Annotated in this window: 14 protein-coding genes and 1 riboswitch; of the genes, 11 read left to right on the top strand and 3 right to left on the bottom strand. The window is 39.6% G+C overall.

What is annotated here, in order from left to right:
* Position 1 precedes the first annotated feature (1 nt).
* The 6 genes from WCX87_RS06700 to WCX87_RS06675 all read left to right on the top strand — a co-directional run bounded on the left by WCX87_RS06700 (position 2) and on the right by WCX87_RS06675 (position 4617).
* Positions 2–559, top strand: coding sequence for a thiamine phosphate synthase (locus WCX87_RS06700; protein WP_345978678.1), 558 nt, complete (start codon positions 2–4; stop codon positions 557–559).
* Positions 556–1014: a 23S rRNA (pseudouridine(1915)-N(3))-methyltransferase RlmH gene (locus WCX87_RS06695; RefSeq protein WP_345978676.1), complete on the top strand. Its 459-nt coding sequence runs from the start codon at positions 556–558 to the stop codon at positions 1012–1014. The genes WCX87_RS06700 and WCX87_RS06695 overlap by 4 nt, the downstream gene beginning before the upstream one ends.
* 11 nt (positions 1015–1025) lie before the next feature.
* The gene (dksA, locus tag WCX87_RS06690; protein WP_345978674.1) at positions 1026–1382 is read left to right on the top strand and encodes an RNA polymerase-binding protein DksA; all 357 of its coding nucleotides are present in this window, start codon (positions 1026–1028) and stop codon (positions 1380–1382) included.
* 10 nt (positions 1383–1392) lie between these two features.
* The gene (locus WCX87_RS06685; RefSeq protein ID WP_345978672.1) at positions 1393–2406 is read left to right on the top strand and encodes a hypothetical protein; all 1014 of its coding nucleotides are present in this window, start codon (positions 1393–1395) and stop codon (positions 2404–2406) included.
* A 106-nt stretch (positions 2407–2512) separates the two neighbouring features.
* The gene (gene dusB / locus WCX87_RS06680) at positions 2513–3469 is read left to right on the top strand and encodes a tRNA dihydrouridine synthase DusB (RefSeq protein ID WP_345978671.1); all 957 of its coding nucleotides are present in this window, start codon (positions 2513–2515) and stop codon (positions 3467–3469) included.
* Positions 3470–3480: 11 nt separating this feature from the next.
* Entirely contained in the window at positions 3481–4617 is a 1137-nt protein-coding gene (locus WCX87_RS06675) for a hypothetical protein (RefSeq protein ID WP_345978669.1), read from the top strand.
* A gap of 8 nt (positions 4618–4625) precedes the next feature.
* Here the strand turns inward: WCX87_RS06675 and WCX87_RS06670 are convergent, their stop codons facing one another.
* Complete coding sequence (locus tag WCX87_RS06670; protein ID WP_345978667.1) at positions 4626–5846, bottom strand: alginate export family protein; 1221 nt, start codon at positions 5844–5846, stop codon at positions 4626–4628.
* Between the two features lie 175 nt (positions 5847–6021).
* On the opposite strand from WCX87_RS06670, the gene WCX87_RS06665 reads away from it, so the two are divergent.
* The 3 genes from WCX87_RS06665 (at position 6022) to WCX87_RS06655 (ending at position 9250) form a co-directional block, all read left to right on the top strand.
* The gene (locus WCX87_RS06665; protein ID WP_345978666.1) at positions 6022–8001 is read left to right on the top strand and encodes a molybdopterin oxidoreductase family protein; all 1980 of its coding nucleotides are present in this window, start codon (positions 6022–6024) and stop codon (positions 7999–8001) included.
* Positions 8002–8072: 71 nt separating this feature from the next.
* Positions 8073–8720 carry a ferritin family protein gene (locus WCX87_RS06660; RefSeq protein WP_345978664.1) on the top strand — a complete coding sequence of 216 codons (648 nt, stop codon included), beginning with the start codon at positions 8073–8075 and terminating at the stop codon, positions 8718–8720.
* Positions 8721–8734: 14 nt separating this feature from the next.
* A complete protein-coding gene (locus tag WCX87_RS06655) occupies positions 8735–9250 on the top strand; it encodes a ferritin-like domain-containing protein (RefSeq protein ID WP_345978663.1) in 516 nt (171 codons plus the stop codon).
* Between the two features lie 27 nt (positions 9251–9277).
* Here the strand turns inward: WCX87_RS06655 and WCX87_RS06650 are convergent, their stop codons facing one another.
* On the bottom strand, positions 9278–11191 hold the full coding sequence (locus tag WCX87_RS06650) for a ferredoxin--nitrite reductase (protein WP_345978661.1): 1914 nt from the start codon (positions 11189–11191) through the stop codon (positions 9278–9280).
* A gap of 2 nt (positions 11192–11193) precedes the next feature.
* On the bottom strand, positions 11194–12447 hold the full coding sequence (gene cobA, locus WCX87_RS06645) for a uroporphyrinogen-III C-methyltransferase (RefSeq protein WP_345978659.1): 1254 nt from the start codon (positions 12445–12447) through the stop codon (positions 11194–11196).
* Positions 12448–12622: 175 nt separating this feature from the next.
* Between cobA and WCX87_RS06640 the strand changes: the two genes are divergently transcribed.
* Positions 12623–13903, top strand: coding sequence for an MFS transporter (locus tag WCX87_RS06640; protein WP_345978658.1), 1281 nt, complete (start codon positions 12623–12625; stop codon positions 13901–13903).
* Between the two features lie 13 nt (positions 13904–13916).
* Entirely contained in the window at positions 13917–15554 is a 1638-nt protein-coding gene (locus WCX87_RS06635) for a protein phosphatase 2C domain-containing protein (RefSeq protein ID WP_345978656.1), read from the top strand.
* Between the two features lie 500 nt (positions 15555–16054).
* A riboswitch (guanidine-I (ykkC/yxkD leader) is annotated at positions 16055–16153 on the top strand.
* Positions 16154–16194: the final 41 nt, after the last annotated feature.

Raw genomic sequence — 16194 nt, 5'->3', positions numbered from 1 at the left:
TATGCGACTTTACGCACTCTGCGATCAAGAACTATTGGATAGAAACGATCTTTCTCTGGAAGATTTTGTGACAATAGCTAAAAAAAACGGTGCTGAAGTGATTCAGTATCGTAACAAGACCGCAGACATCTCCTTTATAAAACAGCAACTCATCCAACTCAGACAACTTTTTGAAGGGTTTTTAATAGTCAATGACTCTTTTGAATTAGCGCAGTTTTGTGACGGCGTTCATGTAGGTCAAGAAGATCTGCAAAGTATTGACAGCGATACAAAAAAAGCGGTAAAGATACTTAAAGAAGTGATAGGCAAAGACAAGATCATCGGTATCTCTACGCATAATAAAGATGAGATAATAAAAGCCAATGAACTGGATCTCAACTACATCGGTCTGGGTGCTTTTAGAGCGACAGGAACAAAAGATGTCGATAGTATTCTAGGCGATAAATTAGATGAACTGGCATCGTTGTCTATTCATCCCGTAGCAGCAATCGGCGGAGTAAAACTGGATGACAAATTTAAAAATATCACTTATCACGTAATAGGCAGCGGGCTTTTATGAATATAGATATCATCTCAATAGCAAAAAAAGAGCGTTCGACTTATGATCCTTTGTACAAAGAATTAGAAAAAATGATATCTCGATTTGCAAAAGTGAATGATATCGAGCTATTTTCCAAAGATATCACTAAAGCGCACAATATTGGACCAGATGCCTCAAAAGCCGCGTATACCAAGAGTTTTGAACAATATTTAAACAACGGATATGTAGTTTCGTTACATCCTGATGGAAAATTAATCGACAGTTTTGAATTTAGTAAGCTATTAGATGGTAAAATGTCCGTTCAATTCTATATTGGTGGAGCTTACGGCCTTGAGGACAAGTTTTTACAAAAGTCTGATAAGGTGATAAGTCTAGGGAAGATAACAATGAGTCACAAGATAGCGAAGGCAGTTTTGCTGGAGCAGATATATCGAGGGTTTTCAATTTTATCGAACCATCCATACCATAAATAACGGGGGAATTAGTGAGACAGAGTGAGCTTGATTTTTTCAAAGAGATGTTAGAAACGCGTAAGACACAGATCATCAAAAATATTCTTGGTGTTGAAGAAGAGATGGGTATGCTGCGTTTAGAAGAGTTGCACGATGATGCGGATTATGCTGTTATGAACAATAATAATTTAGTAGAGACTGCAATAGGTGAGCAACAAAACAAAGAGCTGCGCGAAATAGAGGTCTCTTTACATAAGATAGTGTCTCAGTCATACGGAAGATGTGAGATGTGTGAGGAACTGATCAGTATCCCTCGTTTAAAAGTAAAACCTCATGCAAAATATTGTATAGATTGCCGTGAGATCGCGGAGAAAAAAGAATCAAAATAAGGAAAGAGATATGTATATTAAACGCTACACTATAGCAGTAAGTTTATTTGCAATTTTACTAGGATGGTATGTATATGCTTTTGTGTCACAACAAAGTATTCAAATGGAGTTCTTCGGAATCCTTCTGCCATCTTTACCTGTTGCTGTTTTAGTCGTATTACCTGTAATTTTACTTTATTTAGCAAGCGTTTTACATATGAGCTTTTACTCATTAGTCGGTACTTTGAACCTAAGAAAGTATGAGAAAGATTATGAAAAACTGATCAACTCTATCAGCGATGCTTTACTTGGCAAAAAAAATCGTCATTATGAATTTAAAACTCAGAGATATAAGCAGTTGGGAAAAGTATTGGACAACGTCTCTATATATACAAACACGGAGATCACTGAGATCGATGATGAGAAACTTTCTGCTACTCTGGAGATCATCAATAAGATCAAAGAGGGCGAAGTAGTCGACCTTAGAAAATACGGACTGCAGTCTGATAATGAACTTGTCGTTTTAAACAGCAAAAATAGATATGACGCAAAAGAACTTTCTGCGGAAGATATCTTAAATAAACCGGCAAAATATCCGAAAGAACTTTGTATGAAGGCTTATGCCGATTTATCAAAAGTCGCTTCGTCAAGCGTGATCGAAAAATATAAAGAGTTTATGAGTAAAGAAGCTCTTAACAACATCTTATCTCGTATTAATGTAGATAAAGATGCATTGGAAATCACAAATGAATCGTTAATAGAACTATTTTCTCTTCTTGAACTTAAAGAGAAAGATTTTATTGAAGCTTCACATATATTGTCAAAAAACATGGTTCCTGAACAGAGAATCAAGCTTTTCGAACTTTTAAGTGATAAGTGTGAAGAAGCTATGGGTGGATATCTTTATACGCTTTACGACTTAGAGATGCTTTCACCGGCAGATGAGATACTAGATAACTCTCAGCCTGATGAATACATCTATTTTAAAGCATACCGCGCTTTAAAAGAGTGTAATAAAAATTATGATATTTCACTTTTTGTTTAAGAAGCATAGCCTTCTTAAGCAAACTTTCCCTCTTCATAGCAGCTATTTATATAATAGAAATCACTTTTTAGATAAAATTCTATAAAAACAATCTGGAAAATTTTATATGCAAAATAAATTATCATTTGATAAACCTATATATGTATTAGCTCCTCTTGCCGGATATACGGACCTTCCTTTTAGAAGTGTCGTAAAAAAATTCGGTGCAGATCTGACAGTGAGTGAGATGATAAGTTCAAACGCTTTGGCTCACGGATCAAAAAAGACTCTGCAGATGCTTGAAAAAAATGAGAATGAAGACCCATACTCTGTGCAGATCGCAGGTGCACAGGCAGACATCATAAAAGAAGCGGTCGAAGTCTTAAATGAGCAGACAGGGATAGATATTATAGACCTGAACTGCGGCTGTCCCGTTCCAAAAGTCGTAGGGCACGGAAGCGGTAGTTCACTGCTTTTGAACCTTCCTCTTATGGGTGATATTATACGAACGATAAAAGATACTTCAAATAAATCCATGACGAGCGTGAAGATACGTCTTGGATATGAGAAGAAAAACCATATCGATATAGCAAAGATCGTCGAAGACAGCGGAGCTGATTTTTTAGCGGTTCACGGTCGTACACGTGCAGGAAAGTTCAAAGCCGAAGTGGACTATGACGCTATACGTGAGATAAAAGAAACTGTCAGCATTCCCGTTATCGCAAACGGAGATATCGATTCTTACGAAAAAGCTCAATGGGTTTTAGAACACACGGGAGCTAACGGTGTGATGATAGGACGCGGTGCTGTCGGTGCACCGTGGATATTTCACCAGTTAAAAACAGGTTCTTCTGATATCGACAGGCTTTTGAAGCATGAGATCATCATGGAACATTTCGATAAGATGATAGAGTTTTACGGTGCTCACGGAGTCAGTATGTTCAGAAAGCATACACACACATACTCTAAAGGGTATCAGGGAGCATCTGCTCTTCGCGATCAGGTAAACCGCATAAACGATATAAATGAATACAGAGATGTAATAGATAAGTTCTTCTTGGAGAATGAGATCGTTGCAAGATAATAGGGAGAGTAATGCTTGAAGCAACAGAATCGATAATAGAGCTGCAAGAAGATGATATTGACGATAACGTTCTTTATTATGACTACAATATAAGGCATCTGCTCTCTTTAATCAAAGAGGGTGTCCCTGAAGATGATAATAGATTTCTAAGTTCATACCGTTCGTTTGAGGGTGAAGTCTTTGAAAACTACATGTATGAAAAGCTCCTGGCTTACGTCCAAGTACAGGATGAAGTAGAAAAATTCATCTTAAAAGGGCATCATCAAAGTAGAGACAAGGCATATGCAAACACTCTTTCCATAAGTGAAAAATCCCAGATAGTTTATCGTACGAAAAGTAGAGAGATAGGTGAGTTTGATGCACTTATTTTTACAAAAAAAGAGCTGTACTTCGTTGAGATGACGCTTGTCAAATCTGTTTTAAAACTCAAGAAAAGACTTCGTAAGAAAAAAGCGCTTTTAGAGACGATTTTTCCCGATTACGAGATAAAATCACTTATAATTTTAAATGACGGTGTCGGTGGAGTCAAACAGCTTCCCGACTACTGTAAAGTATGGATAACAAAGCCTTTCTCAGCTAAAAAAGTCCTGGAATATCTTAGAAATAAAAAAGCTTACGTCAGAAAACCCAAGAAGGTGATGAACAGTAAAAAGCTTGTTGAAGCTGAGAGTCTAAGAGTATTTCCGTTTCGGTATTACAACACCATGGCTTGGATTACAAAATCCCTGCGCTCAAATAAAAATCATCTTATCAATATGAAGTTTTTATTAGACCCGCTTACTCAAAGATATCATGACCTCTATACTAAGATCTATCTTGGATATATGGAACCTTCAGAGTTTAAAAAGATCGTTGATATTCCAAACGACACGAAAGTGGTTGTAGCATTAGAGAAGAAACATTCCGATGAGATAGTTCTTACCTACTATATCCAGCACAGCAGAAAGAAACTTGACTATATATCATTTAACGACGACGGTGTGATGAGCATCGAGAAAAAAGACCCGTTTGGCATTACCGTCACTGAGGTCTACCACATAACAAAACTGATGGATGAGAGTTTTGTATTCACAGCTAATAATATAAAAACTATCAAAAATCTTCTACGAAACAGTTTTCTCTCTGCAAATGGCGGTAGATCAGAGTAAAACTCTGTCTACTTCGTAGCAAATGTGTAGTCAAGCATAAGCCATGCTACATCTTTATCGTTGCCCGTATCGCCTTTAAAGTAGCCCGCATATTTTACAAGTCCTTTGAGGTTTTTAATGCCAAAAACGGCATTGCTGTACATAACATCTATCTCAGAGCCGAGGTCTTTGTTTGAACCTGTCTGTGCATCGAACTTATGGTATACGGCAAGAAGTTTTCCAAAACCTTTTTCTGTGTATCCAAGACGTGCATTGGCATCATTTAGACCTGCATTGTTCGTACTTCCTAAAAACACGTCTGCCCATCCGTTAAACGCATGTAAAGTCGCAAGCGGAGTCCAAAACCCTCTTGTCGCACTGCCTTGTGCTTTGCCGAGTGATTCGTAGTTCACACCTGCCAATACTCCTGAAATATTTGCACCCAAGTCCAGATTGTAATACTGCGCATCGGCTTTTACGTTTTTGATCTGGTACTCTAGTGAGGGATCAGTCTGTTTTGCATACTCTGCACGGTAAGTCAGTTTCGCATCATCTACATTTATATTTCCTGTCAGTGCTACGCCGTAAGTATCACTGATTGAAGCGAGCATATAGTCATATGCCGTTACGGTAAGTTCATCCATCACTTTGTATGAAGCATGTAACAAGACTGAGGCGGTATCAGTGGTTGGAAGGTCTTTGACACTCTGGTAGCCGTAGACATATGCTCCTAAAAGCGAGAGATTCTCAATACTGTGGTCTACAACGGTGATAGCATCGTATGTCTGTTTCATCTGGCGCCAGTTGACGGTACCTATGAATCTTTGATTGTCAATATTTACATCCTGACGGCCTGCACGTACAAGTGTCTTATCTAGTTTATAGTCTATATAAGCTTGAGTCATACGGGCTTGCTGAGGGTCTACTATGATGTCATACTGAGTTTTGGCATTTGCCGTACTGTTGTAGTTGTCGTAACCGAAGTTGTTGACAGATGTACCTTCGAGATACGCAGATAACCCCTCAACCTCCAAAAGCTTTGCATTGATTCCCAAAGAGGTACGTGCAGTAAATGCATTGGCAGCATCTTTTGCATTATCTTTTATATCCGCATACTCATAACGCGGGCGTATCTCGCCCGAGAACTTCACATCACTCAGTATATTAAATCCATCTTCTGCATTTGCATCCATAGATAATCCGCCTAATATTAATGGCATGGCAGCCATTGATAGCAACAATCTTTTCATCTGTTTTCCTCAATTTAATTTTTCTTAAAGTTACATAAAATACTTTTTACACCAAAATTGTATCTGATAACAATAGCGATAACTATGGAAATATGTTTAAATTTTAATCATTTTATTTCTTAATTTTACATTAATTATGTTACAATTTTGAAAATGTATTATATAGAGGTTATGAATGATTAAGTCTGTTTGCGGATATTGCGGTGTTGGATGCGGTTTGGAATATGATGAAAAAAATTTGATAGGCGATGTTACTTATCCTACAAACTTTGGCAAGGTGTGTTCAAAGGGTGTGTCTGAGCTTGTAAGCATACAAACCGACACAAGACTTTTAAGACCCGTATATAGAAACAGTATAGATGAAGAGTTTACGACAGTGAAATGGGAAGATGCCATAGCACTTATAGCTAGGAAGATACAAGAGAGTACAAAAGAGAAGATAGGGTTTTATCTCTCTGGTCAGCTTTTAACGGAGGACTACTATATAGCAAACAAACTCGGAAAAGGTTTCATAGGCACGCCAAATGTCGATACCAACAGCCGTACATGTATGTCGAGTGCGGTAGTAGCATACAAAAAGACGATAGGAGCAGATTTTGTCCCTCTTAGAATGGATGATATTTTTAAATCAGACCTGCTCATCTTAGCCGGAGCCAACACTGCCGAAGCTCACGTAGTGTTTCATAATCAGATCAAAAAAGCAAAAAAAGATGGTCTAAAAGTGGTGGTCATCGATCCGAGAAACACCGAGACCGCAAAGATAGCCGACTTGTACCTGCCCATTAAAGCAGGGGGAGACATCGACTTTTTCAATCTGATCTCAAAGCGCCTTATAGATGAAGAACTCTATGACAAAGAGTTTGTAGAAGGTCATGTAAACAATTTTGAACTCTTAAAAAACAAGTTCAAAAGAGTACCGACTACCAAGATGATAAAAAGAACTGGACTCACACAAGAGCAGTTTGACGAGTTCTTCGAGCTATATAAAAACAGTCAAAATATCATAACAGCATGGACTATGGGACTTAACCAGTCAGTTCAGGGTGTAGACAAGAACGTGGCACTAATTAATACGCATCTGCTTACCGGAAAGATATTTACAGAGGGCAACGGACCGCTCAGTCTTACGGGTCAGCCAAATGCGATGGGCGGACGTGAGGTAGGAGGACTCTCTACGATGCTTGCCGTGCATCTCGGATTTGACAAAGAGAGCGTCAAAAAAGTCTCGAAGTTCTGGAATAGCGAAAATGTCGCTTCACACGCAGGACTTACTGCGACACAGATGCTAGAAGCGAATCTTGACGTACTCATCATCTGTCATACGGACCCGGTCTACCATCTGCCAAACAGAAACAAGATGGAGGAATTGATCAAGAAGATCCCTTTTGTCGTGGAGATCAACGCTTATGAGAACTCTGAAAGTTCAAAGTTTGCACATGTAAGACTTCCTGCATCTCCATGGGGAGAAAAGGAGGGGACGCAGACAAATCTGGACAGGACGATAACAAGACAGGAAAGGATAACCCGTCAGTCAATCGACTCTAAGCCCGACTGGGAGATATTTCAGCTCATAGCAAGAGAGTTGGGATATAAAGAGGCTTTTAATTTTAAAACTCCAAAAGAGATCTTTAAAGAGTATCAGGAGATGACAAAGCTTAACGGTTATATGGATATTCATAAAGCCGATTATGACGAGATGTATAACAGTGCGTTTATCTGGGGACAAAACATAAAAGAGTTCCTGACACCTGATAAAAAAGGAAATCTTTACTTCGTGGAAAACAGGCTTTTAAGCGAGAAAACATCATTGGAGTATCCGTTTATCCTTTTGACGGGACGTACACGTGACCAGTGGCACAGCGGGACAAAGACGAACCTCCCCACGACTTTGTTAAAGTACAAAGAACTAAACTTTTGTGAGATAAATCCGCTTGATGCACAGAAGCTGGATATAAAAGATGGAGACAGTATAAAAGTGATCTCAAAAAGAGGAGAGCTTGTCACTAAAGCTCTTGTGACGGAGGATATCAATGAAAAAAACATCTTTATCCCTATAAGTAACAGAGAGATAAACTATCTGACTAATGACTTGTATGACAGTGAATCGCTGGAACCTGATTACAATCACAGTGCAGTTAAAATTGAGAAGCTATAAAGGATAATTATTTTCTTTTAAGAACAACTGCTCTATACTCATAGCATATCAAATTTGAAGGAGTGCAATATATGAGGCAGTATGAGACATATAAGTGCAATGTCTGTGGAAACGAAGTAGAGGTCCAGCATGTAGGCGGCGGTAAGCTTACCTGTTGTCAGCAGCCCATGGAGTGTACGACTACAGATTTAACTGCAGTAAACCTGATGAAAGCGTTTGCAGGAGAGAGTCAGGCTCGTAACAAATACGAGTTTTTCGGAGAACTTGCACGCGAAGCGGGATGGCACGCCATAGCCGACCATTTTGCCGAGTCTGCTATGAATGAAAAGTATCATGCAAAAGCCGAGTATGAGGCTTACAATAAACTGATGTACGGTATAGAGATGCATGAGACCCTAAAAAACCTTGATATGGCGATGGCGGGTGAAAACTATGAACACACTCAGATGTACCCGAACTTTGCGGAGATAGCTGAAGCAGAAGGTCATAAAGATATTGCCCGTCTGTTAAAAGCGATCGCAAAAGTGGAAGTCGAGCATGAACGCGAATACGGCGAGCTTAAACGTGCCCTTGAAGAGGAGGGCTTTTTTAGCAGTGATGAGGATGAGTATTGGGTATGCGAAGTATGCGGGCATGTCCACAGAGGCAAAAAACCGCCAAAAGCATGTCCATTATGTAAAGTGCCTCAAGAGTACTTCAAAAGAGAACATCTGTATTAAAAAAGGAGTTCAACATGGCAAAGAGAGGAATATCGATACTTAAAGGGATCGAGGCTGATACCGTTACACGTCTTTTAAATAAAGCCTACGCCGATGAGTGGCTGGCATACTATCAATATTTTACGGAAAGTAAAGTCATTCAGGGAATCATGAAAGATGCAGCTATTACTGAACTGACGCAGCATGCAGCGGATGAACTTCGTCATGCAACGATGTTATGCGACCGTATTATCCAGCTTGGAGGAACACCACTGCTTAGTCCAAAAGAGTGGTTCACCCATACAAACTGCGGATACGATGCACCGACTGATGCTAATGTACTGCCGATCTTACAACAGGCGATCAAGGGTGAGCAGTGTGCTATCGGCATCTATTCAGAGATCGCGGATATCACAAAAGACAAAGATATCGTCACTTATGACATGGTCTCTCAGATACTGGCCGATGAGGTGGAACATGAGGAGGATCTGCAAGCACTTTATGATGATATCCATGAGTTTATAGCGGAGATCAAGAAAAATCTGCAGTAGGTTGTAGTGCTAAATCGGAACTCCGATTTAGCTTTCACTGCTTAGTTCTATAAACGCCAATAGTTCCGAAAAGACAAGCGCTCTGTTTTCATTCCCTATCATTCTTTCTATAATCTGTGCAAGATTCTCATCTACTTGTGAACAGAGTTTTCTAATATCTTCAAGTTTTTCCCGTGGATTTGCATTTGTAAATCTCTCATATGATAAATAGGGTTCCTGCTTTGTTAAGAGGTAGTAGAGTCTTCTTCCGAGTTCAAAAAGCTCGAACTCCTCGTTCTTCCCTGTATTTGTAATCCTGTCAATATCGAGCTCAAGCTCAATGTTCTTTGCTTTAAGATAGGCTTTTAACTGCATGAAAAAACCGATATATGCCGAAGTGTAGAGTGTCAGGACTCTGTCGTGAAACTTTTCAAACGGTTCATTCTTTATGCGGAGTTTTTTATACTCCAGCATCAGACTCTCGACAAAGAGGTGTGCATATCTCAGCGGTGCCCCTTTGATGACTGTGTAGCCCTCGACCCCTTCACTCACAAGTTTTCCGCCAAGACTGATATGAACACCGTCTTCTGTCACGCCGTTGACTTTTGCTTTACACCCCTCAAATCCAATGTCCCCAAGTCCGTGAAGCCCGCATCCTTTGACACAAGCCGACCAGTACATCCTCACGCGTCCAGACTCTAGTGGAACATTAGTGCTGAGGTAGTCCGCCATATTGATGGCATCCTCTTTGTTTTCTATGACGCCGAATGCGCAATGTTTTGTCCCGGCACATGCGATAAGATTGTTAAAATAGGGCGTATTGATGTTTTTGTATTTGTTAAAAAACTCCTCTTTTAAAAGCGCATCTACATCTTTGACACCCAAGATATACAGATTTTGCTCAACACTGAATCTTATCTCGCCGTTTCCGTACTTTTGGCTCAGAAGACTTACATGTAGGAGATCGCTTCCGCTGAATATCCCCGAAGGTACGACTACATGTAAACCAAAACTGCCGTCTCGCAGCTGTACTTTTCCGTGGTCTGCATCGGTAAAATCAAGACTCGTCATTGTCTCGCCCGCTGTCGCAAAATCGACACCGGCATTTTGACGTATGGCAGCAGAGATCTCATTCATCCCGACCTCTTGGATAAGAAAGTGGAGTCTGTTCTTGTTTCTGTTGTCTCTGAAGCCGAATCTTTTAAAGAGATCGATGATCGACGCATAAGCTTGGAGAACTTCCTCATGAGAAGATAAAAATATGTCTGCACTTTTAGCGATTTCACCGACTTTTCCGCCAAGATACATGTTGTAACCGTACACACCCTCTTTTTGCGCGAGTATAAAACAGCAGTCATGACCAAAAACGTTGCATCTGTTTGAAAGTGAACCCGATATGGCCGTATTGAACTTTCTTGGAAGAGCGCTTATCCATTTTGGATCATGTAAAAACTTGCTTTGTATCTTTACTAAAAGGTCTTGAGAGGGCAGGACATTGTCAAATGCATACTTGTCCAGCGGATCGTTTACGATGTTTCTAAAGTTGTCCACACCCGTCTGATAGGAGTCGATGCCGACTTCTTGAAGTCTTTTTATTAGCGTTGGGATATTTTCGATATTAAGATAACGAAGCTCGATCTGCGCTCTTGTGGTGATATCTATGTAGTCTTGTCCAAAGTCGCGTGCGACCTCTCCCAAGACTTTTGCCTGAGCAGAGTTTAGATGACCTCCGGGAATGCGCACACGCATCATGAACTGTTTAGGAGTAAGGTCGTTTTTGTCAAAGAGTCCGAAACATTTTAAAAAGTACTTTTTGTCTTCATCCGGGATGGAATCGTAACCGCCTTTAGCATAGTCATCCAGTTTAGCAAAGACATCCATCGGTTTTTTTAGTTGTTTGATCTCCTCTATCTTGTTTATTTTTTTACTTCTTGCTTCATATGCTTTTTGTAACATTTCCATTTTTATTCTCCATATTTAGGTAATACATTGTGCAGATTAACCACATCGCCGAAAACTATGAGTGCAGGACGCATAGCGTCTTTGCACAACTCCTCTAACTTACTTAACTTTCCGATAGCCACACTCTGATCTACTCTAGATGCATTTGAGATGATCGCTACATCTTTGTCCATACTTACACCAATGTTTGCCGCACATTTTTTTATCTCTTTTGCACGTGATACTCCCATTAGCACTACGACAGTATGGTTCTCATATTTTAAGAGCGGTATCCATTCAAGGTTGACTCTATTGCCTGCCAGGTGCGCCGATACGATGGATAGGTTTGTAGCATACCCTCTTGCAGTAGGGGCGATGCCTGATAGAAGAGGTCCTGCGATCGCTGAAGAGATACCCGGTATCACTTCTACTCTTATGCCGTTTTCGACCATAGAGATAGCCTCTTCGCTTCCGCGTCCGAAGATATACGGGTCACCGCTTTTAAGTCTTGCTATCGTATAGCCCTCTTGTGCATACTCTAAAAGAAGTCTGTTAATCTCCTCCTGCTTGACGGAGTGAAACCCTTTTTGTTTTCCTACAAAGACACGTTTTGTTTCTTTAGGGATAATGTCGATGATCTCATCTGCTATGAGGTGGTCTATAAAGACGACGTCCACGCTCTGGATGATCCTGTATGCTTTGAGTGTCAGAAGCTCCACATCACCCGTTCCGCATCCGACAAGATATACTTTGGAGAGAAGTTGTTTAGTTTTGAGTCTTGCATCCTCTTTATTGATGATGCCGTTTTCTCTCTCGACGCGTTTCTCCTCTGTGAGAAGCGCTATCTCTTTTGGAACGATCTCTTTTATCTTGTCGCGCACTACTTGTGTGATGGTAGGAGAAGCTCCGCCTGAGCTAACCGCGATCTTCAAGTCGCCGTACTCTAAAAGCGAAGCAAAGAAAAAATCGCAAAGTTCGGGGATATCTACTATATTTATAAGGATATTTTTTTCTTTTTTTATCTTTAGCAGCATATCGGAGACTTTTTTATCTCCCGTCGCATCGACGACTATCTCATAGTCTGCCACATCGCTTGGCTCAAACTCTTTACATGTAAGCTTTTGTGTAAACTCTTTTATTCTTTCATCGATCTCTTTTGCTATCACTTCAAATTCGATCTTGTTTCTATGTAATACCAGCGCTTTTTGAAGTGCAACATTTGAAGCACCAAGAAGCAATATCTTCTTATTATGTAATATAATAGGTAAAGTCGTCATGTTTTTCCTCTCAACTAACTTATCTAGTTGGAAAATTGTAACATCAATTTAATGTAAAATTAATATTAAGTTGTATAAATTTTAAACAATAGACTGGGTAATTTAGGGTTTTTATAGTGTTATAATTTTGATGTTCGAACAATGTTAATGAAAAATTAAGTTTAAGGAAAACAAAATGGCAGGATTTAAAGCATTAAAAGGACAAGGACACTGGCCGACACTTATGGCAGCATTTTTGTATTTTGATTTTAGTTTTATGGTGTGGACTATGTTAGGGCCACTTTCAACAGAGATAAGTGAAGCGTTAGCGCTTGGCGGATTTATCATGAGTGCTTCACAAAAAGCGACTTTGTTATCTATCCCTATCTTGGCAGGAGCACTTTTAAGGATCCTTCTTGGTTTTGGTGTCGATAAGTTTGGAGCGAAAACGACAGCTCTTGTCTCTCAGGCAGTTGTCATCGGTGTGCTTTTTTATGCATATTTTAGAGGTGTAGGTATCACTTATAATGAACTTCTGCTTGTTGCATTCGGTCTTGGTTTTGCAGGTGCTTCTTTTGCCGTGGCACTGCCGCAAGCAGGTCAATGGTATCCTCCAAAACTTCAAGGAGTCGTTTTAGGGATTGCCGGAGCCGGCAACATCGGTGTTGTCATAGACTTCCTCTTTGCTCCGAAGATCGCTGAACTTTGGGGATGGGAAGCTGTTTTTCTTGTCGGCGGCGTTCTTTCTACCATCATCTTTATCGCATATATGTTTATGGCAAAAGATGCACCTGCGGAAGTATATACGCCTCGTCCTAAAAAACTTGGAGATTATCTTAAACTTTTAAAAGACAAAGACACTTGGTGGTTCAACCTTTTTTATGCAGTGAGTTTCGGCGGTTTTGTCGGGTTTGCAGGGTACATGAAAGTTTATCTTATGAACACGTATCAGGCTGATATGAGTGCATTCGGTCTTGACTTTTTAGATGAGGGAAATGTCAAAGTGGTCGCGGGATATTTTGGAGCTTTATGTATATTTGCAGGTGCGGTACTGCGTCCGGTAGGCGGAGCGATCGCAGACAAGATGGGCGGTATCAAGTCGCTTTATCTGTTCTTCGGAACTGTCGCACTTATGGCTATGATAAATGCTTATATTGTGTTGCCGTTTTATGTCGCTATATTAGTCCTGTTTTTGATCATGGCAAATCTTGGAATGGCAAACGGTGCCGTTTTTCAACTTGTCCCTCAGAGATTCGGTAAAGATATTGGTATAATGACAGGTATAATAGGTGCTGCAGGCGGACTTGGCGGTACGGCACTCATCAAGACTCTTGGCTGGAGCAAAGGAGCGTTTGACGGTTACGCTGCAGGTTTTATGATATTTGCAGCAGTGGTAGTCATCGCTTTAAGCGGCATCAGTCTTGTCAAGACAAGATGGAGAACTACATGGGGCGTAACAGCCGGCGGTAGAATATAATACAAGGAAAAAGATGTCATCGACCAACATAAAAAGTTCAGGATTTACACTTGCTAAAGGTAAAGAACTCGTCGGTGATGACTTTTATGATATAAAGACCATAGGCGATCTTACTGTAGCGATCGTCTGTGACGGAGTAGGAAGTGCCGCAGAAGGAGCTCAGGCTGCTTCAAGGGTCACTTCCTATCTCATAAACAACTTCAAGATGCGTCCAAAGAGCTGGAGCATCGAAAAATCTATCATTACATTTATAAAATCCATCAATTCCATCCTTTATAAAGAATCGATCATCCAGTATGAACGCCCGGAACTTGTCACGACTCTGGCTTTAGTGGTCATAGAGGGAAACCGTCTCTATGGAGCCAATGTAGGCGACAGCCGTATTTATCTTTACCGGGACAAGCGCATCAATCAGCTTTCACAAGACCATGTTATGCAGGAAAAAGGGTATGAAAATGTACTTACAAAAGCGATAGGCATAGAAGAGGAGGCAGAACCTTACTATTTTGAGAACATCATTCAAGAAGATGACAAGATACTGTTGTGCAGTGACGGCCTTTATAATATAATGGAGACAAGCCGCTTGGAAAGCGGCATACTATTTGGTGCACACGGTCTGGTAAAAAAGGCGAGCAAGATCACTCAGCACCATCTTCCCGATGATACGACAGCCGTAGTCTTGGACATAATACAAGCAGATGAGTTTGAGATACTAAAACAGCAGGAGCTTTTGATCCCGCAAAGTCTGAAAAAAGGTCAGGATATAGACGGATATATATTAGAGAGGTCTCTTATCCAAAACGACAGAACTTGGATATGTTCAAAAAAATCCAAACAGTATGTCATAAAGTTTCCTCCTCTTGAGGCTGTCGATAACGAGATGTTTTTAGATCTTTTTGTAAAGGAAGCGTGGAATGCAAAGAGGTTACGATCGGAGTTTTTTCCTAAAGCGGTCATCCCAAAAAAGAGAACATACCGCTACTATATAATGCAGTTTCTTGAGGGTGAAGACCTTAAAAGCCATATCTCCGTAAAAAATATCAGTATAGACGATGCCATAAAGCTTTCAAAGATGCTTTTAGATATGTCACAGTATCTTTTAAAATATGATCTTGTACACGGTGATATCAAGCCTGAAAACATCATGGTCGTAGTAAACGGCAGTGAGCTGGGCTTTCAGATGATAGATTTCGGAAGTATCACTGAGATATTTTCGACAAGTTCAAGAGCCGGAACGCCGAGCTATCTTTCTCCTCAAAGATTCAAAGATGAGGCTATAAGTGAGACAACGGAGATTTTTGCTATAGGGGTAACACTTTATATGGCATTGACAAAAAAATATCCCTATGGAGAGATAGAACCTTTCTCAAATCCGATATTTAAAGAAGCCAAAAAACCGAGTATTTACAATAAAAATATTCCGGCTTGGCTTGACAGTGTTGTACTTCGTGCTATCGCTATAGAGCCTGAGAGAAGATATCAGCATTATTCCGAGATGATGTATGAACTGCAGTTCCCTCAAAATGTTAAGCCTTTCTTTCCAAAAAACAGTTCTATTATAGAACGTTCTCCGTTACTCTTTTATAGAACTGCTTTTACTGTTATGTTTTTGTTAAATATAATCCTGATCATATACTATAATCTTGATTAGACAGATAATAATACGATAATACTTTCACTCCCACTTCTTTAAATCATTTACTGTTCTATTATACGTTATTTCACCAATATACTTGATTGTATTAAGAATAAGCATTATAAATATAAAATTGATTAAAATTTAATCATTATGCTTGCGGCTATTTTTAAAAAAAATGTCATAATTTTTTTCGTGTTAATGCAACACTACTTTTCGTTATCATTCAATAGGGCACTGTTATGTCAGTCAGGTAAGCCCCTTTTTCATCTCCTTACCTACAGCGTTATCCTATAAAGATTGCGTTGTAGACAAACAACTGTACCTTTCATTTATCTAAACTTCTTATTTACTATATATAGTTTATTGTAAATCCTGTTAAATTTTAAATTTAGATATAAATTTACAATATGATTAAAATTTAATCATTAATATGTATTATTTATCATCTACGTTATATATAATCCTTGTGATAAAACATGACTTGAGCTATGAGGTTGTAAAATCTTATAACATTAATAGATTACTAGGGTTCCGGCAAAGTATTTGTGACTGGACCGAGAGTTATCGACCTTAAATAAAAGGTTACACGGAGGGATAAAAGCCCGGGAGACTAAAAACCTCTTGCCGTGTTTTAAAATTAATTTAGTCCAGG

The sequence above is a fragment of the Sulfurimonas sp. HSL3-2 genome (assembly GCF_039645965.1).
Taxonomy (GTDB): domain Bacteria; phylum Campylobacterota; class Campylobacteria; order Campylobacterales; family Sulfurimonadaceae; genus Hydrocurvibacter; species Hydrocurvibacter mobilis.
Note: the sequence above shows the minus strand (reverse complement) of the source record. Positions and strands in the feature narration are given on the sequence as shown.

Bases quoted from the DNA above. Each gene is read 5' to 3' on its own strand.
- WCX87_RS06635 (WP_345978656.1), top strand. From the start codon at position 13,917: ATGTCATCGACCAACATAAAAAGTTCAGGATTTACACTTGCTAAAGGT.
- WCX87_RS06640 (WP_345978658.1), top strand. From the start codon at position 12,623: ATGGCAGGATTTAAAGCATTAAAAGGACAAGGACACTGGCCGACACTT.
- cobA (WP_345978659.1), bottom strand. From the start codon at position 12,447: ATGACGACTTTACCTATTATATTACATAATAAGAAGATATTGCTTCTT.
- WCX87_RS06675 (WP_345978669.1), top strand. From the start codon at position 3,481: ATGCTTGAAGCAACAGAATCGATAATAGAGCTGCAAGAAGATGATATT.
- WCX87_RS06655 (WP_345978663.1), top strand. From the start codon at position 8,735: ATGGCAAAGAGAGGAATATCGATACTTAAAGGGATCGAGGCTGATACC.
- WCX87_RS06665 (WP_345978666.1), top strand. From the start codon at position 6,022: ATGATTAAGTCTGTTTGCGGATATTGCGGTGTTGGATGCGGTTTGGAA.
- WCX87_RS06670 (WP_345978667.1), bottom strand. From the start codon at position 5,846: ATGAAAAGATTGTTGCTATCAATGGCTGCCATGCCATTAATATTAGGC.
- WCX87_RS06650 (WP_345978661.1), bottom strand. From the start codon at position 11,191: ATGGAAATGTTACAAAAAGCATATGAAGCAAGAAGTAAAAAAATAAAC.
- WCX87_RS06695 (WP_345978676.1), top strand. From the start codon at position 556: ATGAATATAGATATCATCTCAATAGCAAAAAAAGAGCGTTCGACTTAT.
- WCX87_RS06660 (WP_345978664.1), top strand. From the start codon at position 8,073: ATGAGGCAGTATGAGACATATAAGTGCAATGTCTGTGGAAACGAAGTA.
- WCX87_RS06700 (WP_345978678.1), top strand. From the start codon at position 2: ATGCGACTTTACGCACTCTGCGATCAAGAACTATTGGATAGAAACGAT.
- dusB (WP_345978671.1), top strand. From the start codon at position 2,513: ATGCAAAATAAATTATCATTTGATAAACCTATATATGTATTAGCTCCT.
- WCX87_RS06685 (WP_345978672.1), top strand. From the start codon at position 1,393: ATGTATATTAAACGCTACACTATAGCAGTAAGTTTATTTGCAATTTTA.